This window comes from Ruegeria sp. CK3, assembly GCF_056536565.1.
Genome location: NZ_JBQFPV010000009.1, coordinates 88467 through 108479, shown reverse-complemented (window position 1 = coordinate 108479; position 20013 = coordinate 88467). Strand labels below are relative to the sequence as shown.

Sequence of the window (20013 nt, the reverse complement as noted above, 5' to 3'; positions counted from 1 at the left end):
TTACCCCTTCTGCTGTGCCGCGCGGGCGCGGGGGCCTGTGAAGTATTCCTGAACCCAAGGATGGTCGACCTTGGTCATCTCTTCTATCGGACCTTCAACCAGTACGCGTTTTTCTGCAAGTACCGCGATGCGGTCGCAGATCGCATACAGACTGTCCAAATCATGGGTGACCATGAAAACCGTCAGGCCCAATGCCTGCTGCAACTCTCGGATCAACTCATCATAGGCGGCGGCGCCGATTGGGTCCAAACCAGCGGTGGGCTCATCTAGAAACACGATCTCGGGGTCCATGGCCAAGGCGCGAGCCAGCGCGGCCCGTTTGCGCATCCCGCCCGAAAGTTCGGATGGAAACTTGCCGCAACTCAGCTGTGGCAGACCCACTAGGCTGATCTTCAATGCGCCCAGAGATTCCATCAGTTTTTCGCTCAGGCCAGTATGTTCGCGCAGCGGGGCCATGACGTTCTGCAAAACGGTGAGCGAGGAAAACAGCGCACCATCCTGAAACGCCACGCCCCAGTGGCGTTCTATACGGCGGCGATCTTCCTCGGGTCCATTCAGGACATCTACGCCTAGTACCTCGATGCTGCCTGCCGCTGGCGTGTTCAGCCCCACAATCGTGCGCAGTAGTACCGATTTACCGGTGCCCGAGCCGCCAACGATGCCCAAGACCTCACCCCGCCAGACATCGAGATCCAGATTGTCATGGACAACCTGCGGCCCGAACTGATTGCGAAGCCCGCGCACGCGGATCACCGCCTCGCGTTGCGCGTCTGCCTGAGTGGTCTGATGTTGCACCGTGCCGTCCATGTCAGATCCCAATCTCAGAGAAGAAGATCGAAAACAGGGCGTCGATGGCGATCACCATGAAAATTGACTGCACGACCGAGGCCGTGGTGCGCTGACCCACGCTCTGGGCCGAGCCTTTAACCTGCATGGCCTGCCAGCAGGCGATCACGCCGATGACCAACGCGAAGAAGGGCGCTTTGATCAGCCCAACGGCCAATTGCCAGACATCCGTGCTTTCGTTCAAACGGGTGACGAACATGCCGGGGCTGATGCCGAGGTCGATCCAGCTCATCAATCCACCGCCGAACAGCCCTGCCAAATCGGCGACAAAGCCCAGAATCGGGAGCATGATCAACAGGGCCAGAACACGCGGCACCACCAGCACCTCGATTGGGTCCAAGCCCAGAGTGCGCATGGCGTCTATTTCCTCCTGCACCTTCATCGACCCGATTGACGCGGTAAAGGCCGACCCCGACCGACCGGCAACAATAATAGCGGTCAGAAGGATCCCAAGCTCTCGCAGTACCGAGATCGAGATCAGCTCGACCACAAAAATCTCGGCACCGAATTGTTTCAGTTGCGTGGCCCCCTGAAAGGCCAGAACAACGCCGATCAGAAACCCCATCAATGCCACGATGGGCAGAGCCTTGAACCCGGTTTCCTCCATATGTGTAAACAGGGCAGCTCTGCGCAAACGCCAGGGCATGACCAGTGTGCGCCCAAGCCGATGCAGCGTTAGACCTAGGAACCCCAGGATCGAGAGCGTGTCCGTCCACGCGCCAACTGTTTTTTGACCCACGCTGGCGACCCAATCCACGGCATTGCGAGGCGGGGCCAGTTTTCCGGGATGGTCTGGGATGTTCTGCGATACGGTCTCGATCAGTGCGGCATGTGCCGGTTGAACACCCCGGAATTCCAGTTGCGCGCCAGCCGTCGTGAACCGCTTGGCAAGATCCGCAACCAACCACGCGCCGCTTGTATCCAATGCTTCCACATCCGACAGATCCAGCGTGACATGCCCGCCCTCTGGCTGAATGCCTGCAAAAGGCCCCTCGACCGGAGCAAGCAATTGCGTCAGCATTTCGCCTGCAATGCGGATCCGGGTGCCATCGCTTTCGTGTTCGGCAGAAATGGTTGGGCTGCTCATATCTGTATGTGATGCAAAAAAGCCTGAATCTGCAATGGTTGTATGCCTTTGTCGCCGGATTTACAAATCTGGGATTGCGCGGCTGCGACACTTGCAGCTTGCACGCCACGGTTGTTTGGCGCGTACCTGCTTGCAGATTTTGGGACAAAATAACCGGCTGGGCGTTCGCCTCTACACCAAGTCTAAATCTGATGCTACGGATAGGCCGCAAGGAGGGCGATCTTGACCGTTAGCGAAAAGCGCATCAAAGCGATGACGACTGCCGGGCTGAATTTGATCGGTCAGGCGCTGTCGATCTATGACAACAAACTGCGTCTGGTTCTCAGCAATCGACGCTTTCAAGAGATGTTCGGCCTTCCCGACGACCTCGTGAAACCCGGCGCGTTGTTTCGTGACACGATTCACTTCCTCGTCACCCGCGGAGAATACGGGCCCGAGGGCGATGTAGATGAAATGGTGCAGCAACGCGTCGAGCAAGCCATGGCGTTTGAGCCGCACTACATGGAGCGCGTCCGCCCCAACGGGCAGGTTGTCGCTGTTGAGGGATCGCCTCTGCCGCAGGGTGGTTGGGTTGCAGTGTACACAGATATCACAGGCACGAAACGCGCCGAAAACTTGCTGCGCGCCCGATCCGAGGAGCTTTCGGACCAGCTGCTCAGCCATACCGAGGAACTTTCGGCCACCAATCGCAAGCTTGCCGCCACCATCGCCGCGTTAGAGGAGGCCAAGCGCGAACTGACCGAGATCGAAGCCCGCACGCGCATGACGACCGAGATGATGCCCGCCCATATCGCGCATCTCGATGTCGATGGGCGCTACGATTACTCAAACCGGCGGCTCAGCTCGGTGCTGCCGGGTCGCCCATCTGATATTCTAGGGCTGCAGATCTCCGACGCCCTTGGCTTACACGCTTTTTCACGAGTCGAGCCGCATCTGTCAAAAGCCTATGGCGGCGAAACGTCCGTTTTCGAGTTCACGGAAGAACAGGATTCCCGCCGCATTCGCGTGTCCTTTACCCCCGATGGGGAAGGTGGCGTCTACATCATGTCCGTGGACATCACCGAGGAAACCCAAACCCGAGTCGCGTTGCAACAAACCCGCCGCCGCGAGATGGCCGCGCAGATGACCAGCGGGCTGGCGCATGATTTTTCGAACTTGTTGACCATCATTCTGGGGATGCAGGGGCGGCTGGACAAAATGAACCTGCCCGATGAAGCGCATGAGCTGATTGCGGCGACCCGTCAAACCGCGCAGCGCGGCGGGCAGCTTTTGAACCGGATCGCGGATATGACGGGGAACCGGACGCCGCAGCCCAAAGCAACAGATATGCTGCAATTGCTTGAGGATCTGCGCATTCTCGCCTCACCTTCTCTGCCGCGAGGGGTGGGGCTGTCGGTGGTCAACACTCTGCCGGACCAGGCCCTGATGCTGGACCCGGGCATGGTGCAGGATGCCTTGCTGAATTTGGTCCTGAATGCGCGCGACGCTTGCGGCAACAACGGTCAGATCACCATCAGCGCCCATGCGATTGGCGCGATTTGGGTTGAGATTACGGTCTCTGATACCGGGCCGGGGTTCTCGCCCGAGGCGCTGGACAAAGCCCTCAATCCGTTTTTCACCACTAAAGGCAGCGACGGGTCCGGACTTGGTTTGCCAATGGTCTATGACACGGTGAAACTGGCCGGAGGGGACCTGAGCCTGAAGAACACGCCTTCGGGTGCGTCGGTGGTATTGCGGCTTCCCTACCGTCCTGCGCCCCCCATGCGCGGCGGGCTGGTTCTTCTGGTCGAAGACAATCAGGACTTACGCCTCCAGTTTCGCGACATGCTGATCGAGCTTGGGTTTTCGGTCATCGAGGCAACCTCGGTCGACGAGGCATTGACGCTGGTGAGCGAACTGGATGACATTGTTCTGGTCCTTTCCGATATCCGGTTGGAAGGGGAGGCAACCGGGCTGGACCTGATGGAGCGTCTCAAACCCCGGCTGCCATGTATCTTGATGACGTCGTTGCCATCGACTGATCCTGTGTTGAAGCGGGCGATCGGTCGGGTGCCCGTCTTGCACAAACCGTTCACTCCCAAACAACTTTCGGCTTTGATCCGAACCGAGGCTGCGTGATGACTCAACCGTTGGTGACCATTCTCGATGATGAACCCGAGATTCGCCATATTCTGACGGAGACCCTGCAAGACGCAGGTTTTCGAACCCAGAGCTTTTCACGTGCCCGAGAATTCGAGGCCGCGTTGAACCGTGTTACGCCCGATGTATGTCTGGTTGATCTGTCCCTGCCGGATACGGATGGATTGGCGCTGGTGCATCGCCTTGCCTTGGAACAGGGCGCAGCCGTCATTATCATTTCAGGCCGCGCGCAGGTGCAGGATCGGGTCACCGGGCTAGAGCTCGGGGCCGACGACTATATAACCAAACCGTTCGACCCCGCCGAGGTCGTTGCCCGTGTGCGGGCGCGGTTGCGGGCTCCTAAGGGGCAGGCGGCGCATTCGGAGACGGCCAGTTTCAACGGTTGGGTCGCGCATTTTGACCGATATGTTCTCGAGGATCAAAACGGTGCAGAAACCGCGTTCAGCCATGCAGAAGGTGAAGTGCTGCGTTTGTTCCTTGAAAGCCCAAAACGGCTGATCAGCCGCGCCCAAATGCAGGAAACTTTGGGCGGCGCGGCTGGCGAGAGCTTTGATCGTGCAATGGATGTGCGTATATCCCGTCTCAGAACCAAGTTGGGCGAAGATCCCAAAAACCCGCGATTGATCAAAACGATCTATGGCGCAGGCTATATTTTCCTGGGCGATGTGGTCTGGCACTGAAAGTCCCGGTGCGCGCATTTGACCCTGCTTCAAGGATATCTGCACGGGCGGGCTGGAAACTCGGGCTTGTCCTGATTAACTAGAGCGACCTCGACGACCGAGGGGCAGAGGTATAAGACACCGCTGTTTAACCGTGCGGTTGCCCGATAAGGGCGGCGACACCGACGATCTGGAGTGTGAAATGATCGGCAAGGCCTGGGCAAAATGGCGATCGGGCTATATCGGTAGGCTTGTCGTGGAAAGCCTGCGCAAACAAGGGTGGATGTACGGCATCGCGATGGGTGCGATGGTAGTCGTTGCCGCCACGACCGCTGGTACGGCTTGGATGATGGAAAACATCGTCGATGCCATGACCACCCCCGAAATGAGGTCGCAGGCACATTGGATCGCGCTTGTTGTCGTCGGGCTGTTCGGCGCTAAGGCATTCGCTTCCTATATTCAGTCGATTTTTTTGGCGCGCGCGGGGAACCGAATTATCGCGGTCCAACAGGAGCGGCTGTACAATCGGCTACTGCAGCGCGGTATTGGGTATTTTGCCGAGATTGAGTCTTCCAACCTATTGATGAGGGTCACCGCAGGGGCGGGGGCCGCCCGGAACCTGGTAAATATCATCGTAACTAGTTTCGTGCGCGACGCGCTAACGCTTGTGGGTCTTATTATTGTCATGATCTATCAGCAACCGCTGCTTTCCGTGCTGTTTTTTGTCGTTGGTCCGGTTGCTTTGATAAGCGTGCGCTATCTGTTGAAGAACGTACGGCGAATAATGCAGGCCGAGTTGAAATACCTTTCCGAGATCATCCAGGTCCTGCAGGAAACATCGAACGGGATCAAAGTCATTAAGGTGTTCAGCCTTGAAGGCCGCATGACCGATCGGATGAACATTGCGATCAAACGCGTCGAGAAACGTTCGAACGACATCGCCTCTTTGCAGGCCATCGCCAGCCCGTTGATGGAGTTTCTGGCAGGCCTGGCCGTTGCCGGTGTTCTGGTTATCAGCACTTTGGGGATCGGAGGATCTGAGCCTCCGACGGCGGGTCAACTGATGTCGTTTATCACGGCCCTACTGATGGCATATGAACCCGCCAAACGCTTGTCGAAAATGCGGGTTTCAATCGAGACATGCATGGTGCCAATTGGTATGATGTTCGAGCTTCTGGATGAACAGGATTCGATGCAGGAACATTCAGAACCCAAAGAGATGGTTAAAGGTCCAGGCGAAATCCGCTTGCGTGATGTGACCTTCGGGTATCAGGGGACACTGCCCGTTATCAAAGACATGGATGTTACTTTCGAAGCAGGAAAAACCACGGCTCTCGTGGGCCAATCCGGCGGAGGAAAATCCACGGTTTTCGGCCTGATAATGCGGTTTTATGATCCCAATCAGGGCTATGTAGAGATTGACGGTCAGGATCTCACCGAAGTCAGTTTTGCATCGCTGCGCCGGAAGATTTCCTATGTCGGGCAGGACACGTTCCTGTTTTCGACCACCGTCATGGACAATTTGCGCTATGTCGCGCCGGACGCGACCGATGAAGAAATTTTTGCAGCTGCACGCGCTGCGCATGCGCATGACTTCATCTCTCAGTTGCCAGAGGGCTATGACACTCAGGTTGGGGAAAACGGAGCTTTCCTGTCCGGAGGTCAGAAACAGCGGATCGCAATTGCCCGCGCAATTTTGCGCAAAGCGGAAATCCTTCTGCTGGATGAAGCCACAAGTGCGCTTGACGCAGAATCCGAAACTCTGGTTAAAGAGGCATTGGACAAGCTGACGGAGGGGGTCACGACAATCGTAATCGCTCACCGACTATCGACCGTTCTGGAAGCGGACAACATCATGGTCGTTCAGGATGGTCAAATCGTCGAGCAAGGGACCTTGAATGTGTTGTTGGAAGAAAACGGGGCGTTCCGCCGGCTGTTTGACCAGCAATTCAAGAAGCCTAACTCGTTATAACAACAGGATTTCACGCGACGTGAATGAGTTTAGTGTGGTGCTGTGATCGAGGCTGCGCTATTCCCGCAGCGCTTGGTCCTTAATTTTCACGACCGGTTGGAGCAAATAGTCCAGAACGGTTTTGCGCCCAGCCAAAATATCGACCTCGGCAATCATGCCAGGAATGATTTCAACAGCGGCCCCCGAGGCGTCGAGCATTGTGCCGTTGGTCCGGATCTCGATGACAAAGACCTCTTCGTCGTTGCGCTCGGACCGGGTGATGGTATCTGCGCTAATTCGAACAATTTCCCCATCCAGCCCGCCGTAGCGGGCGAAATCATAGGCGGTGATTTTGACTTTCACGGGCTGTCCAGCATGAAGAAACGCGATATCCTGTGGGCGAACATAGGCTTCGACCAGCAAACTGTCATCCAATGGAACGATCTCGACCAGTTCCTCTCCGGTGCGGGCAAGGCCACCAAGAGTGGTGCGGTGGATACGGTTTACGATGCCGCGCGCCGGGGATTGAACCTTGGCTCGAGACGCTCGATCCCGCAGAGCTGGCAGCATTGGTTCCAGGGCGGACAGCTCAGCTGTCGCAAGGGCGAGGTCGGTCAGAGCATTGCTTCGAAATCTGCTGCGCGCCGCTCGAATCCGGTCGTCAATCTCTTCCAGACCGGTTTTTAGTCGACTGGTCGCGGCTATGGCTCTGACCCGGCGACCTTTCCATTCTGCCTCACTGCGCCTAAGGGCCAAAAGCGTGGTCGCGGGCTCCATTTTGCTGGCGACCAGAGGTGCCATCATCGCCCGTTCTTCAGCCAGAACGATCAGCGTTTCTTCTGCCGTAACCTGATCCACCAATCCTTCTTCGTATTCCCGGTGGCGTTGTTGCTGCTGTCGCAGCAAGATATCAATTTCCGCCTGCAACTCGGCTTGCCGACCCTGATACAAAGCCGTTTCAGATTGAACTACATCCGGTGCGCCTGTGACGAGCGTAGCGTCAAAATGAAGGTCCCGGCCCTTGATCTCGGAGTGTAGCCGCTGAATCCGAGCCATCAGACCAAAAGCACGTTGTTGTTCCTGATTCAACTGACTGTCGATTTGGGTTGTATCGAATTCCATCAACAAGGTCCCGGCTTGAACCACTTGGCCTTCATGCACGTTCAATGCCTTCAGAACGCCTGGCTCTGTTGCTTCGATGATCAGGATGTCCCCAGATGGCACGATTCGGCCATCTATGCGGGTTACATTGTCCAACTCGGTCAGATAGGCCCAAAGCCCGGCTGCGAGGAGGCATGTGAGAATTGCCATAAGCAGAAGAGAATTCCGCAAAGGCGAAGTTCTGCGCGTCGCGCGTGCCAATGAGGCAAGATCATGATGCTGCGACATTCAGGTGCCTCCTGTTTTGGCTTGCATGTTGTGACAGAAGGCTTTTTGGCCCGTCTTTCGCGATTTGGCCGTCGTCAATGACAATAACGCGGTCCACCAGCTCCAAGAGGCTAGGACGGTGCGTGACGATCACCATCGTCGTGTCCAGGGTCGCCTGCTTGAGGCGGGACAGAACGCGCGCTTCGGTTTGAACATCCATGGCGCTTGTTGGCTCATCCAGGAGCAGAACCGACGGTTTGCCAATCAAGGCTCGTGCCAGGGCAATCGCTTGTCTTTGTCCACCAGAAAGCCCTTCGCCCCTTTCCGCAAGCAGTTGGTCATAACCTGATGGATGACGCGCCACAAAATCTTCAACTCCGGCAATTTGCCCGGCTTCAATCACTTCTTCGTCGCTCGGTCTGATGGTGCCACTGGCGATGTTTTCCCGGATCGAGCCGGAAAACAGCCAAACATCCTGTAGAACAGAGCCGACACCTCGTCGTAGATCGCCTGGGTCAATTTGCCGAATGTCCAACCCATCCAGCATGACCGACCCGACCCGCGGCGTATAGAGCCCCAGCAACAGTCGCGAAATTGTGCTTTTGCCCGAGCCAATTTGGCCAAGAATTGCGACTTTCTCACCCGGGTTGATGGTGAAGGAAACACCTTTCAAGGTATCTTCTGATTGATCCTGGTACGCGAAATGAACGTTGCTAAACGAGATTGCACCCTTGAAGCGTGAACGACCGATCCAGGATCTGCCTTCCGGCCGCTCACTGTCTGCCCGCATAATCTGGTTGAGGTTTCGAAAAGCGCTACGCGCCTGGTTGTACCGCGTCAAAGTTTGCGCCAATTGCCCTAAGGGTGCCAAGGCGCGACCCGTCAACATGACTGCGGCGATCAGGGCGCCTATGCTGGCTTGTCCTTCCGTGACCAGGAAAACGCCATAGAAAACGATCAGCACCTGTGCCGCCTGTTGCGTGAGGCCGGTCAGATTCAGGGCGAATTGTGTAATCGCGCGACTGCGAACTCCGTGGCTCGATTGTCGTTCTATTGCGCTTTCCCAACGGGCACGCATCTGACGATCAGCAGAAGTGGTCTTTATGGTTTCGAGGCCAGAGACGGCCTCAACAAGAACAGATTGTTTGGACTGACCATCCTTGAATTGCCGCTCGGCCAACCGAGATAGCATAGGTTGGGCGAGCAAGCCAGTCAGCAGAACAATGGGTACTGCCATCGCAGGAACGATGGCCAGCGGGCCGCCCACCAGGTAGATCACTAAGACAAACAGAGCGATGAACGGTAGATCGACGATCGCAACCAATGTTGCGGACGTGAAAAACTCGCGCAGAGTTTCGAACTCGCGAACTGTATTTGCAATCGCGCCGGTCGATCCGGTGCGAGATTTCATTTGAATATCGAGTAACTTGTCAAAAATGCGCCGTCCCATCAGTCGATCAGCCTTTTGACCGGCCTGATCAATGAATCCAGCTCTTAGAATCTTGAGTAGGAAATCGAAGCCAAGGGCGAGGCCCACGCCTATGGTCAGTGCAATCAGAGACTCCGTTGCTTCATTTGGAAGAACTCGGTCATAGACGACCATGATGAAGATAGAAGTTGAGAGCCCTAGAAGATTGGCGAGCGCTGCTGCGAGAATGACCTGGTAATAGGACCACCGACTGGCGGCTAAAGCAGACCAGAACCAATGTCCAGACCATTGGGTCTCACCGTTCTTAGTGATATCTTGATGGTCTCGGCGAAATAAGATTGCATAGCCGGTATACACTTTTTCCAACTGCTTCTCAGGAATTGTCCCGGTTCCCTGCCCGATGCAAGGGTCGTACACCAACAGCATGCCGTCGTCGCTGCGCCCATGATAGACAACGGATCGTCCCCCCTCCAGCAACAGTATGGCTGGTGACAAGTCGTCATCCAATTTGCTCAGCAAGCGCTTACCATACCCTGCCTGAAGACCGCTTTGGCGGGCAAGCGCCAGTGCATCACTTATCGAGAGGCCATTTTCCAAATTTGACTGCGCGGCAAAGAGAGACGCTTTTGCTATTGGACGTTCAAGTGTTTCACCCACATGCAGCATACACGTTTCGAGTTCTGTCAAACGTGATGTGTCCGGTTGGGTTTCGTGCCGCGTCATCAATCAGTTCCTCTCAAGCAAATTTGGGCAGCGAAGAAATGGAGTGCGTCCGCTGATCGGATCTGTTTTCGGTTTTGTTGCGTCGCATGCGACCAGGGTTTAACGGGCACGAGCGTGTATCTCCGAATTCTGGCCCCAAGAGGTTTCGCTCGTTTGCGCATCGGCCAATGCAGATAAGAAGCCTTCGGCATTGGCCTTCCGCTCAGCATCCTTTGAACCCGGATTATGTGTCATTCGTGATTGTGCTTGGGCCAACCAAGGTATGTGAGACAGCGAGATTTGATGCGCGTGGACTAGCCGCAGAGCGCCACAAGCCGTCAGTGTGGCCAGCTGCTTGTTTGTCAAACTGTTCAACCGATCGGTCGAGATACCCCAACAGCTCCTTGGCAAAATGCAGCTCTCGTATTGGGTGAGTGGGTCCAACAAGTTCATTTCCGCGAGCACATCACAAATGGCCTTTGTGGTTTGTGCGGACGACATTCGACCTTGGAAGAACGTCACTAAGGCTTCAAGGTTGGAAGAAAGCGCTCCTGTGTCACGGTAGAAGGCCTCATCTCTGGGGTCATCACTGATCAAGCCAAGGGTCTCGTCGATCAGCAACTGGAATTGAGCATCCTTGACCTGCCCACCTCTTGGTATTGGTTCGGCATCGAAAGGCGGGCACCTCATCGCAGAGGGCAAGTAGGGTGCCAACCATCCGCCTGTTTGAGACACAAATGGGTTTTCAGCCTCTTCTGTCAGGGAAAACACTGCGACCGGCTCTACCAGGCCCTCCGCTTTGCGGAAAACAAGCGGAAAAGAAGCCGCGACGGGGAAGACTTCAGCCTCGACAACTGAGCACTCAGTCACGTGCCTCGTATGGTCAAATGAGGTGAAGCGTTTCCAGAACCTATTCCCAAATCTTTGGAATGTGAGCGGTTTGAGGTGGGTGCTTGTCATGGCGGCCTTCCAAATTCCCGGCTGGTCCTCGAAAAGGATCAGGCTGTGGCACCTGTGGGATCAGTGTGGAGGATATTGTCTGCGCTCAGGCTGCTCAGATCATTCAGACCATCGAATACTGCGAGCGTATCGACAGTGACGTCGTCTGATGTCGAATAGCTGGCCTTGACGAGCTTGGCGTCGGTGCCGTCGGTCGTCAGGGCATATATCTCGTCTCCGGACTGCGCACCGACCAAGCTCTCCAATGCCAACTCTATGGTGTTGGCCGTGAGATCGCCGAGGATGGTCGTCAAACCGATGAAGCCTGTGTCTGTGCCGAGATTGTCGCCGTGGCTCAGGAATTCCACACCCGTTCCCGTGCCTCGCAACGTCGCGACATCAAGGCCCTTGAACATCAGGGCATCTGCGACTTCCGTTGCTGTTCCGATGCTGAAACCCGTGATGATATCCGTGCCATTAGCCGCCGGGTCTGCTTCGAACACAACGATGTCTCGACCAGCTTCCGCAAGGTCAATCGTATCGTCGCCATCACCACCCCTGATGTACGTATCCACATTGCTTGCGCTTATGACGTCGTAGGTGGTCGACCCTGATTGGTAGACAGAGTCGCCTCCGTTTGGCGTGACGATCTTCAGCTCAAAGGGTTGATTGATGTTCTGAATGTCGACAGAAAACTGCACCAGAGGCGACGAAATGTCGGAGAAACTCAGCGTTGCTCCGGCAAAATTGACGAAACTAGGGTTGGCTGCGTTTACGGCAAGAGGCAATTGCCCGTTGAATATTATGGAGCCGCTGTCAAAGGTGACCTGAGCAGAGTCGAACTCCAATCGCATGTCTACAAATAACCCGCTCGACAGATCCCGATCCGATTCCGAATAGACCGCAAATTGAACGGTTGAGCCACTTCTACCAACTTCCGAGATGACATAGGCTGCGGGCGTATGAGCCGTGGCTTCAGCGCTCACTGGAACGGGATCAGGCCCTCCTGACACTGTTGCTTCGGCTGAAAAGTTCAGATCCGTCCCGGCCGTTGTGGCGGCAAAAGCGGAGGCTGCGATAGGCGCAGACCATGTTCCATTTGCGGCGACGGTTGCGGTGCCAACGGATGTACTGCCCAACAGGATGTCCACTGTGTGACCGGCAACCAGACCGACCGAAGAGCCGCTGACTGTAATCCCGGAACTTTGCGCATTAGCAAGAGAGATCGCCCCATTGGTTCCAATCGAATCGAGGCTCAAGGTTGGTCGGAAATCGGTTGAGAAGTAACCTGTTGCCGCGTTGGAGGAATTGCCTGCAGCGTCTTCAACCGATGCCGAGATCTGGAAGCTAGTGCTGTCTGCCAAGGCCGCGAGATCGCCGGTTGGAATATCCGCATTCCAACTTCCGTTCATTGCGGTGGCTGTATAGGCCTCGCCGTCCAAGGTGATGGTTACAGTGTCTCCGTTGTCGGCCGTTGTTGTGCCTGAAACCGTCAGGTCCTGCCCACGTTCCACGACATCCAGGACTGATCCGATGGACAGTGGATCGAGGGTAATGCTGGGTGCCGCAAAATCAGTTAAAAAGCTCATTGTGGTCTGGGACGTATTTCCAGCTGCATCAGCCACGGTCGCGGTGATGGTATAGCTTTCCTGATCCTGAAGCCCCAAAAGATCAGACGCCTTTGTCACCAACGTCCAATTGCCACCGGTGACGGTTGTCGTCTCGCCGATGTCAACCGTGCCGTCGGCGCGTGCGATCGTGATAGATACGACAGCCCCAACGCCTGCATCGCTTGTGCCCGAAATGGTCAGATCCGTTGCCCGCTCGGCGGCGTTCATGATCGAGCCGTCCGTAACGCTCGTGATCGCGATGGTTGGATCAGTGAAATCTGTATCGAAGCTGCCTGTCGCCGGAACAGCCGGGTTTTCGGCGATGTCCAAGACATCTGCTGTTACCGCAATTGTTGCTCCGTCTGCCAAGAGTGATAGATCAGCAGCTGGTACGGTAACGGTCCACGAACCGCCCGAAGCCTCGGCAGTATAGGTGAGCCCATTCACGCCAACGGTCACGGTTTGATCGTCTTCAGCTGTGGTGGAACCCGAAATGGTCAGGTCGGTTCCGCGCTCTACCGCATTCATGACAGCCCCGTCCGAGAAGCTGTCGATAGTGACTGTCGGAGCGCTGATATCCTTGGCCAATTGCGCCGTTGCTTGAGGCGCAGCTAGCCCGTCCGCGTCAGACACATTGGCTGTTATCGTAAAATCGCCGCCATCGGACAGAGACGCTAGATCGGCTGTCGGGACGGTTATGCTCCAAGTGCCACTCGAAACGAGGTCCGTATAGATCTGGCCGTTCAGCATGACGGAAACCTGCTGGTTGTCGCCAACATTTCCGGTTGTGCCTGAAATGGTCAAATCTGAACCGGCTTCGGCAGCGTTCAGGACATCACCTACGGACAAGGGCGAAATGGCAATGGATGGACCAGAGAGGTCGACGGGCACTGTGGCCGTCACGGTGGTCGCCGGGTTGCCAGCCGCATCCGCGAGCCAAACGCTGATCTCTGCCGGAGTGCCCGTCGTCAACCCGGCAAGGTCCGCGTTGGGAATAGTGACAGACCAACTGCCGCCCAGCGTCGTGCCGGTAAAGGACTGCCCATCCAATACAAGCGTTACAGTTTGGTTGTCCTCAGCCGAGGTCGCCCCGGTCACGGTCAGATCGCAGGTTACATCAATAAGGTCAATGGACCCTCCACCGACCGGATCGAGCGTGAGGGTTGGAGCCGTGAAGTCTGTATCGAAGCTGTTGCTGGCTTGAACGGCCGGGTTGCCAGCGCGATCCGAAATATCCGCTGTCACGCTGATGGTTGCCCCATCCGACAAGGCTGCCAGATCGGCGGCTGGAACGGTTGCCGACCATTGGCCGTTGGACACCGTGCCGGTGTAAGTCTGGCCATTCAGGGTGACGCTCACCGACTGCCCGTTTTCCGCGTCTGTCGCACCACTTACGACAAGATCGGTTCCCTGCTCGGCGGCGTTCATGACGGCGCCATCCGAGAATCTGTCAATGCTGAGTGTTGGTGGGATGGTGTCTACGACCACGGTTGCCGTCGATACGGAGATCTCGTCCCCCAAGGTATCAAGCATACGAACGGTCACGGTGGACTGGCCTTGGGCCAGGGCGCTCGCCTCGGGCGCTGTGAGGGTGACGGTCCAGTTCCCTTCGGACTCCGGTGTCACGGTCTTAGTCACGGAGCCGATCGTAACCTCGACCGAGGTCGCATCGTCCGGCGCAGTTGCGTTGGTCAGAGTGTTGTTGAGGGAGGTGGCCTGCAACTCTGCCAGATTCAGTGTCGGGAAATTTGGCGTAGGGGCTGGATCGTCCCCGCCGCCTCCGCCGCCGCCACCTGCCGCCGCAGCACCGGCGAGACCAATACCCGCCGCCGCAGCACCAATGCCGCCCAGACCACCTGCTGCTGAGGCGGCTCCGGCCTCGGCGACAGCGCTGAATTCGACGATCTGCGAAACCATCGCCTCGGCGATCATGATCGAGCCGCTTTCAAGGACCTGAACATGTTCCGCCGCAACAACCATGGTGCGCCCATCGAGCATTTTCAGTAGCACATCCCCGTTGTCCATCAGCTTTGCAGATTTCACACCCGGGATGGTATCCGCGAATTGGAACGCATAGAGTTCCTCAACCGTCGCCTGCGCAAAAGCCGGAAGGGCCAGCAAGGCCGACACCAATCCGCCCGCAACGCTGCGCCCGGACAGTTTGCGCAGGGTGCGCTCGATCCATGAACGCTTGTGGCGATCGCGGTCTGCCCGTGAAAGATCGGCTGGCGTTTCAGTATGGCGCTCAGGTGTTTTCATCATCTTGCCCCTCAGATTTGGTTTCCGCGATCCTGGGAAGGCTGTCCTCGACATGACGCTTTGTTCATCTGTCTTGCCTTCCGGTTACCGCCGCGGGCGAACCTGAAAAAATTGAGTTAAACTGAAGCCGAACTCCTCGTTTTCACCACATTCCCGCTTTTGTTTCGGTCTGGGCATCAGATCATCCTCAGGTCACTGCCAGGCGTGGCATTGGGGGTGATCAAGGTGATGCTTCAATTCGAAACTGTGGTTGCAACGGGAAGCCCGGCGCTCGATTCAGGTATCGGCGATACGGCTTTAAAAACGTTTAACGGGGATACGTATCTCTATTCCGTCACCGGTCCGTTCGGTGGCGTTGCCGCCTGGCGCCTCACCGAAGGGGCTGGGCCGCAGCTGGTGGATACGGTCTATCATAGCGGCCCGATCCTGTATCAGGTGGGGCGGACGGGTGTGCCAATCACCTTGGGCGCTGAGAACCAACTGGCCCTTGATATCAATGATGCAACGGGTTTGGTGGGGTACACGCTCAACGCGGATGGTACCTTTGGCGATCTGCAGGAAACCGAGACGCTCGTCGGTGGCGGAGACATCTCGGCGATGGCGCAACTGGACGTCGGAGGGCAAAGCTATCTGACCCTCGCGCATGAAGATACCGATCAGATCGTCAGCTATGCAATCAACCCAGACGGCACGCTTTCGGTCGTGTCGTTGGTCTCAGGCCAAGCCGATTCGATGCATGCTGCGAGGGTCGGGTCTGAGCAATTCGTGATCACCGCGAACGCTGCAAATAGTGAAATCGCCGTATTTGACGTTTCCGCAAGCGATGGCAGCCTCAGCGCTCTGGACAACAGTGCCGCCGTTTCGACCATGGGGATATCCACGCCCACGGCGATTGAGGTGGTCGAGGCCTATGGGCAATCCTGGGTCATCGTGGCGGGGTCGGGCAGCAATTCCCTCAGCGTTATGGGATTGCGCAGCGATGGTCAGTTGATCCCCAAGGATCATGTTCTTGATACGTTGAATACCCGGTTTGAATCCGTTCAGGACCTGTCGGTGATCGAGGTGAATGGTCGTGCATTTGTCGTGGCAGGCGGGTCCGACGATGGGGTCAGCCTGTTCACGCTGACCCCGAATGGAAAGTTGGTCTACCTGGATAGCTTTGCCGACACGCTGGATAGTGGGTTGGGGAATGTCCAGACCCTCAGCCTTGCCCATATCGGTGATGAGCTTCAGGTGCTTGCAACCTCGCAGCAGGATCCCGGACTAACGCAGCTGAGCGTTTCTTTGGCAAATCTTGGCGTCGTTCGGGACGGTAGCGGGCCGGTTATGGGCACGGCGCAAGACGATATGCTCAGTGCGGGGGTGCTGGATGCCCAACTGTCCGGTGGGGACGGAGATGACATCCTCATTGCAGGTAGCGGTGAGACGACACTGACCGGTGGGGCAGGGGCTGACATATTCGTCATGCAATACGGTAGCGACCCAACGACGATAACGGATTTCGAAGCCGGCACCGATCGGCTGGACATGTTCGACTATCTTCTGCTGCGCACCCCCGATCAATTGACCTTTACCGCCACATCCCAAGGGGCCGACATCCAGTATCTGAATGAGGTCGTCCACGTGATTTCCTCGACCGGAGGGCCGTTGACGAAAGAAGAGGTTTTTGGCTCCGGGTTCGGTGGACCAGATCACATCCCCGTGGATTTCGGAACGTTCGGCGGGTTGGAGCCTGCAAGCTCGGACGGTATTCAGGGCCGCGTGAGCATCGATTCCGAGACGGCCAATCCCGGCATTGCAGACGCTGAGGTCAAGTTCACTCCGACAGGAGGCGGCACCGTCACCGCAACCACGGATGAGACCGGACGCTTCGATCTGAACGTTCCGAACGGGACGTTGGCCGGAGAGCTAGAGGTCGTCAAAACCTATTCAACAGCGAGCGGACGGGTTAACGCTCTGGATGCGTTGCAGGTTCTGCGTATCTCGGTTGGTTTGGATCCGACATGGGGGCCGGCGGCTCCGGAGAACCTGATTGCCGCCGACATAACACAGGACGGAGCCGTCAACGCACTGGACGCGCTGTCCATCCTGCAGGCGGCGGTCGGACAAACTTCTCCATATCCCGCGAAATGGGTTTTTCTGGACGCAGATGCCGACTTCTCGGGGATAACGCGAAATGCGGTGAACTATGACACTCAGATGGATGTCACTGTCCAAGACGGTTCGTTTGCGGTGGATATGACCTCTATTCTTTTGGGAAACATCGAGTCGTTGTGAAGGTGTTTTGCTGGCATTTTGCCCGGACTGAACACTCTTTCCCGAACCGGTTTGCGGTCCTGTTGAAAGAGTGGAGGGGCGGACTGTCGCACTCGCGAACGCAGGGGATGGTGGCTGGCCCCTCAATCTAGCCCCTCCGAAACACAGTTTCTTTTCACACGCTGGTCTCAAAGTAGATTGTCATAGTTGACAAACAATCTTCAATCATTATTTGTCAAAAATGACAATCTACGGGGCCGCAATGCCAAGACCATCTCTGAAAGACCAACGATCTCAGGAAATCCTGGATGCGTACCTCACATGTGTGGCGCGGTTCGGCCTTGACGGCGCGACCCAGGAACTGATTGCAGAGGAAGCTGGCGTCAAGCGCCCCCTGCTGCGCCACTATCTTGGCAACAAGGACGAAATGATTGCCGCACTTGCCGAGTACACCCTTGAAGGCTTTGCGATGTCACTGGACGGTCTGCGACAGGCCCTGCCAGACAGAGCAACGCCAACCGATCTTGTGGACGCTCTTTTTGCCGAAAACAGCGGAACTGATCCGCGGTTGATGTTGGCGTATCAGGCGCTGGTGACAGTTGTTCCGGATCGTCCCGAATTGCGGCAGGATCTTATGGACTGCCTAAGTGCTTTCTTTGACGTGGTTGAGGATGTCCTGAAGCGCGCCGCCCCTAACGCGCCGGATGCAAGCACTCGTGCCGTGACTCAGGGTATTTCCGCAATCTTTGTCAGCATGGATGCCCTGTCGCCACTCGAGCCGCCCAAAGTCTGGCGCGCGGAATTGAAGCTGGCGGCGTCTTTGCTTGCCTCTACGCTGGAGGCCGAGCTATGAGCCACGCCAGAACCGCGAACTATATAGCTCTGCCTGTACTGTTGGCTGCAGCTGTCCTGGGATACTACTGGGTCTGGGGGCTGCTCTTCCTGTGGTGGACCATTCCGACCATCCTGAATGGTCAGGCTTTTCTGGTGTTCGAGATCAACCGACACGACGATCCAATTCTATTCTGGGCCATTGCCTGCCTCTGGGCTTTGTCAGGACTGATGATGCTCGCCGCCAGCCTTTTTCCGCAATACGCCCATCTGATGACCTGAAGGACAAAGATGACCAAAATGTATCATCACCTGCCCGTCGAAGCCTATACCTCGCAGGATTGGTTCGACCGTGAACAACAACAAATCTTCTCACGCACTTGGCGTTTTGCAGGATTGGTTGAGGATATCGAAGGCCCCGGGCACTATCTGTCGGTGCAGGCAGGTTTGAACAACCTGTTTATCGTCATGGGGCGCGATCACCGTCTGCGGGCCTTTCACAATGTTTGCCGCCATCGCGGTACACAACTGATCCGCGCGGTTGGCAAGACGCAAAAAGCGCTGACGTGTCCTTACCACGATTGGACCTATGATCTGGAAGGCAATCTGATCTCCGTCCCCGATGAGGCGTCGGAATTTCCCGGTGGTATCGATAAATCCTGCCTTGGCCTCAAACCGGCGAGCGTAGACGTCTGGCGCGGTATGCTGTTCGTCCATCCTGATCCGAACGCGCCCACGCTTGCGGAGTGGTTTGGCGAGGTCGATCCATTCCTTGGTCCGCACAAACCCGAGGAACTGGTAGAGTACACCGAAGGCCGGAACACCTATGAGATCAAGGCCAATTGGAAAATCGTTGTCGAGAATTACATCGACGTCTATCACCTGAGCCACCTGCACTCGAACACCCTTCATATGTATGATCATGCCAAGGCAGAATACGGTTGGAAGGGGCCGCACTATCACTTTTGGGAGCCCCCTTCAGCGGAGTACGCCAAGGATCATGAGGCGAACCTGCCGATGCCCCTCGCGATCCCAAAACCCCATGTCGGCGCCTGGGTTCCGATGCTGTTTCCGGGCATTGGCATTGGGGCCAGTGAGGAAAGTTGGAACCTGTTTGTCATCACACCACTGGCGCCTGACCTGACCCGCATCGAAAATCGCACGAAGCTCGCCAACGTATCGGGTTGGGCGTTCCAGCAACAGCAATGGAAAAGCTGGGGTTTTTGGAAGGACTTTGGCGGTGCGAAGTACCAAGGGGACGATGCCGCCGGGGAGGACGATCCGATGGCGTCCGGAGACTTCACGACCGAGGATATCTATGCCTGCGAACAACAGCAGAAGTCCCTGAAAAGCCCTTACTTGGAAATCGGCCCGGCCGGTATTGGTGAAAGTCCGATTACCCAGCACCAGAAAGCCGTTTTGGAGTTCATGAAGGCTGATTGAACAATGCGGAGATGGATTAGACACCCGTTCAAGCCACCCTAATTGGCGTGGCTATCGCGTTGGCTTTGGTGCTGACAGCGCAAGCAGAAACGCCTGAGGAGATCTCTGCCTGTGTCCTTGCGGCTCAAGACGAAGATAGCCTTCTGGCTACGTGGGAAATCTGGCATCCCGAAGCTACTCATCGGATCGTTCTCAAATACGGTGCGGGGCAGGAAGATGATGTCTTCACTTACCGTGTGGGGGACGTTACCGCCGCTACCGATGCTGAACTCCCCAAGGATCTGGCGGGCTACAAGGAAACTGAGCGATCCACGCCCAGAATGACCACCCGCACCGAAGATGAGGTCCACCACATAACCGCGGTTACGGATGTTGAATATGATTGGCAGGGATATGCCGGCAAAATGCGTCAAACAGATGAGTTTGCCTTTGAACCTTACCTTGGCCGGATGGTGATCCGGTCATTGACCACAACCTATGACTACCGGTGATTG

Annotated in this window: 14 protein-coding genes; 8 read left to right on the top strand and 6 right to left on the bottom strand. The window is 56.5% G+C overall.

What is annotated here, in order from left to right; all coding sequences use genetic code 11:
* Both ACR0C3_RS14920 and ACR0C3_RS14915 read right to left on the bottom strand, forming a co-directional pair.
* Entirely contained in the window at positions 1–807 is an 807-nt protein-coding gene (locus tag ACR0C3_RS14920) for an ABC transporter ATP-binding protein (protein ID WP_170639677.1), read from the bottom strand.
* A 1-nt stretch (position 808) separates the two neighbouring features.
* On the bottom strand, positions 809–1933 hold the full coding sequence (locus tag ACR0C3_RS14915) for an MlaE family lipid ABC transporter permease subunit (protein ID WP_480759181.1): 1125 nt from the start codon (positions 1931–1933) through the stop codon (positions 809–811).
* Between the two features lie 252 nt (positions 1934–2185).
* Here ACR0C3_RS14915 and ACR0C3_RS14910 point away from each other — a divergent pair, with 252 nt between their 5' ends.
* From ACR0C3_RS14910 to ACR0C3_RS14900, 3 genes are all read left to right on the top strand, one after another.
* On the top strand, positions 2186–4051 hold the full coding sequence (locus ACR0C3_RS14910) for a PAS-domain containing protein (RefSeq protein WP_480759364.1): 1866 nt from the start codon (positions 2186–2188) through the stop codon (positions 4049–4051).
* Complete coding sequence (locus ACR0C3_RS14905) at positions 4051–4752, top strand: response regulator transcription factor (RefSeq protein ID WP_170720213.1); 702 nt, start codon at positions 4051–4053, stop codon at positions 4750–4752. The genes ACR0C3_RS14910 and ACR0C3_RS14905 overlap by 1 nt, the downstream gene beginning before the upstream one ends.
* Before the next feature lie 133 nt (positions 4753–4885).
* Complete coding sequence (locus ACR0C3_RS14900) at positions 4886–6703, top strand: ABC transporter ATP-binding protein (protein ID WP_480759180.1); 1818 nt, start codon at positions 4886–4888, stop codon at positions 6701–6703.
* A gap of 57 nt (positions 6704–6760) precedes the next feature.
* Here the strand turns inward: ACR0C3_RS14900 and ACR0C3_RS14895 are convergent, their stop codons facing one another.
* From ACR0C3_RS14895 to ACR0C3_RS14880, 4 genes are all read right to left on the bottom strand, one after another.
* A complete protein-coding gene (locus tag ACR0C3_RS14895; protein WP_480759179.1) occupies positions 6761–8071 on the bottom strand; it encodes an HlyD family type I secretion periplasmic adaptor subunit in 1311 nt (436 codons plus the stop codon).
* Positions 8055–10202 (bottom strand): type I secretion system permease/ATPase, encoded by a 2148-nt coding sequence (locus ACR0C3_RS14890; protein ID WP_480759178.1) that lies wholly within the window; start codon positions 10200–10202, stop codon positions 8055–8057. Before ACR0C3_RS14890 ends, ACR0C3_RS14895 begins: the two co-directional genes overlap by 17 nt.
* A 99-nt stretch (positions 10203–10301) precedes the next feature.
* Positions 10302–11141, bottom strand: a complete 840-nt coding sequence (locus ACR0C3_RS14885) for a SapC family protein (RefSeq protein WP_480759177.1) — start codon at positions 11139–11141, stop codon at positions 10302–10304.
* A gap of 38 nt (positions 11142–11179) precedes the next feature.
* Positions 11180–14989, bottom strand: coding sequence for an Ig-like domain-containing protein (locus ACR0C3_RS14880; protein ID WP_480759175.1), 3810 nt, complete (start codon positions 14987–14989; stop codon positions 11180–11182).
* 228 nt (positions 14990–15217) lie between these two features.
* Between ACR0C3_RS14880 and ACR0C3_RS14875 the strand changes: the two genes are divergently transcribed.
* The 5 genes from ACR0C3_RS14875 (at position 15218) to ACR0C3_RS14855 (ending at position 20010) form a co-directional block, all read left to right on the top strand.
* Complete coding sequence (locus ACR0C3_RS14875; RefSeq protein ID WP_480759173.1) at positions 15218–17266, top strand: dockerin type I domain-containing protein; 2049 nt, start codon at positions 15218–15220, stop codon at positions 17264–17266.
* A gap of 220 nt (positions 17267–17486) precedes the next feature.
* Positions 17487–18098 (top strand): TetR/AcrR family transcriptional regulator, encoded by a 612-nt coding sequence (locus ACR0C3_RS14870; RefSeq protein WP_480759172.1) that lies wholly within the window; start codon positions 17487–17489, stop codon positions 18096–18098.
* Entirely contained in the window at positions 18095–18358 is a 264-nt protein-coding gene (locus ACR0C3_RS14865) for a hypothetical protein (protein WP_425084435.1), read from the top strand. Before ACR0C3_RS14870 ends, ACR0C3_RS14865 begins: the two co-directional genes overlap by 4 nt.
* Positions 18359–18367: 9 nt before the next feature.
* Positions 18368–19519: an aromatic ring-hydroxylating oxygenase subunit alpha gene (locus tag ACR0C3_RS14860; RefSeq protein WP_480759170.1), complete on the top strand. Its 1152-nt coding sequence runs from the start codon at positions 18368–18370 to the stop codon at positions 19517–19519.
* Between the two features lie 47 nt (positions 19520–19566).
* Positions 19567–20010 (top strand): hypothetical protein, encoded by a 444-nt coding sequence (locus tag ACR0C3_RS14855; protein WP_480759169.1) that lies wholly within the window; start codon positions 19567–19569, stop codon positions 20008–20010.
* Positions 20011–20013 lie beyond the last annotated feature (3 nt).